The following is a 626-nucleotide window of genomic DNA, read 5'->3' on the forward strand; positions in this document are numbered from 1 at the left end:
ACTGAATCAGGTGTTTTTTCTACCTGCTCCTCAAATAATTCATGGATGCACTTTTCTGCCGGAATGTTCATATTAGTATCATTCCATTCGAATAACAGTTGGTTTCTTTCTTGTTCAGTCAACAACTGTAACGATTCGACAGGTTCCTCAACATTAGTTACGATGGCTTCTAACAAAACTTGAAAGTGCGTGACCATCCGATTGATTGTAGTGTCATCAAATAAATCTGTATTAAATTCTAACTCTGCCTCTAAGTTCCCATCCTCTTCTTGCATTGCTAGGTTTAGATCAAGCCTTGAAGTATCGCTTTCTATTTCATAAGGTTCCACTTTCATCTCAGGTAAGTGCATTTCTGGAATAGGAGCATTTTGCAAAGTAAACATTACTTGGAATAATGGAGTATGGCTTAAATCCCGATCTGGCTGCAAAGCTTCTACTAAATGTTCAAATGGTACATCCTGATTTGCATATGCTTGTAAAGTGGTCTCTCTAACGTCTGTTAAGACGTCTTTAAAAGTGAGATCTGAAGAAAATTCAGTTCGTAAAACCAATGTGTTCACAAAAAATCCAATTAAGCTTTCCGTTTCTTCTAACTTCCTATTGGCAACCGGTGTACCAACATTGAT

1 protein-coding gene is annotated in these 626 nt (G+C 37.2%); it reads right to left on the reverse strand.

Annotation, left to right across the window (positions count from 1 at the left end):
- On the reverse strand, positions 1–626 hold a 626-nt coding region (locus tag ACGTN6_RS20835), incomplete at both ends, for a condensation domain-containing protein (RefSeq protein WP_394594999.1).

The organism is Halomonas sp. B23F22_20 (genome assembly GCF_043496985.1).
GTDB lineage: Bacteria > Pseudomonadota > Gammaproteobacteria > Pseudomonadales > Halomonadaceae > Halomonas.